At 52.8% G+C, this 778-nt stretch carries 1 protein-coding gene; it reads left to right on the top strand.

Annotated features, from left to right (window positions below; genetic code table 11):
• Positions 1-392, top strand: a 392-nt coding sequence (locus VZ95_RS21125; RefSeq protein ID WP_045777626.1) for a Fe2+-dependent dioxygenase, incomplete at its 5' end; no start/stop codon positions are given.
• Between the last annotated feature and the right edge of the window lie 386 nt (positions 393-778).

Below are 778 nucleotides of genomic sequence, written 5' to 3'. Positions count from 1 at the left end.
ATAACGCCATTCGCGCTATTCCCGGCACGCCGATCCGGCTGCGGACGGATCTCTCCTGTACCTTGTTCTTCTCGGAGCCGGAGGAATATGACGGCGGCGAGTTGATAATCGAGGATGTCTACGGCCCACAGCGGGTAAAGCTGCCAGCCGGGCATCTTATTCTCTACCCGTCGACCAGCTTGCACCGGGTAACGCCGATCACGCGCGGGGCGCGGGTTGCCTCGTTTTTCTGGCTGCAAAGCATGATCCGCGCCGACGATCAGCGCACGCTGCTGTTCGATCTCGATCAGACGGTTCAGCGCTTGGCGCTGGAGAAGGATGTCAACGACCCCAGCATCGTCAGCCTTTCGGGGATCTATCATAATCTTTTACGGCAATGGGCGGAGGTTTAGGCGCGCACAGGCCTATTTTTAACACACTATTAATTGATGTTATGTTTTCCTAAAGCGTGATCTGGCGGCACCGCTAGAATAATGTGCTTCCTTGTGGAGCCAAGATAGGAGGGCCATTCCATGACCCTAATCTGTCGATATCGAAAAATAGCGTGTATTTTATTTTTAATATTTTTCAGTTTTCCGTCCATTTCTAAAGAAATTCGCTTAATTGCCCCTCAATTACCACCTTTTCTTTCGTCGATGATGGGAAGCCCAAGGGGTTTATGGTCGAAACTCTGCTGGCGGTGGCCCGCGCGGTTGGGCATTCCGGCAAGATCAATATTGTGCCGATCCCGCGCATGTTGCAGGAAATGGCGAGCGGTAAACGGATGCTATCGGCTTCG

This window comes from Elstera litoralis (genome assembly GCF_000963705.1).
Classification (GTDB): Bacteria; Pseudomonadota; Alphaproteobacteria; order Elsterales; family Elsteraceae; genus Elstera; species Elstera litoralis.
Note: the sequence above shows the minus strand (reverse complement) of the source record. Positions and strands in the feature narration are given on the sequence as shown.